This is a genomic window from Vibrio sp. 03_296 (assembly GCF_002265885.1).
This window is the reverse complement of sequence record NZ_NPKW01001358.1, coordinates 1-446: the sequence shown is the minus strand read 5'-3', so window position 1 is coordinate 446 and position 446 is coordinate 1. Positions and strand designations below refer to the sequence as shown.

Below are 446 nucleotides of genomic sequence, written 5' to 3'. Positions count from 1 at the left end.
GGAACCCGAATGGTCAGGGGCAATATGAGTTTGACTACCAAGGGCGTTTTTAGCAAGATTGCCTTTGCGTTGAACGTAAAGAAAGATTCATGACACAAAAAAAAGCGAGCAGAGCTCGCTTCAGATTGATGACGAACCCCGCTTTTTAAGTGGGGTTCTTTTTTGGAAGCGACCGTAGGTCGCGATCGTTGATTTTTTTTTGTTATATCGTGCGCAGAAGTTTCCATTCATTACACGGGTATACAGAAGCAAGTATCTGCCTTATTTCTGCCATATTTAAGCCCATTTTTCGTAGATAGTTCACCACCAACGCTATCTTCTTGATGTTTTGGGCTGCCGCTGCCAACCAACATTGCATTTGCACATTGGCTAGACCTCGGAAGCGAGCATAACGATGACCATGATGTTGCTTGGCATCTGCAAAGCTCCGTTCTACTGTTTCACTT

At 44.4% G+C, this 446-nt stretch carries 1 protein-coding gene; it reads right to left on the bottom strand.

Translation table 11 applies throughout. From position 1 onward, the window contains the following. Positions 1-202 precede the first annotated feature (202 nt). Positions 203-446, bottom strand: a 244-nt coding sequence (locus tag CIK04_RS32240) for a transposase (protein WP_176463497.1), incomplete at its 5' end; no start/stop codon positions are given.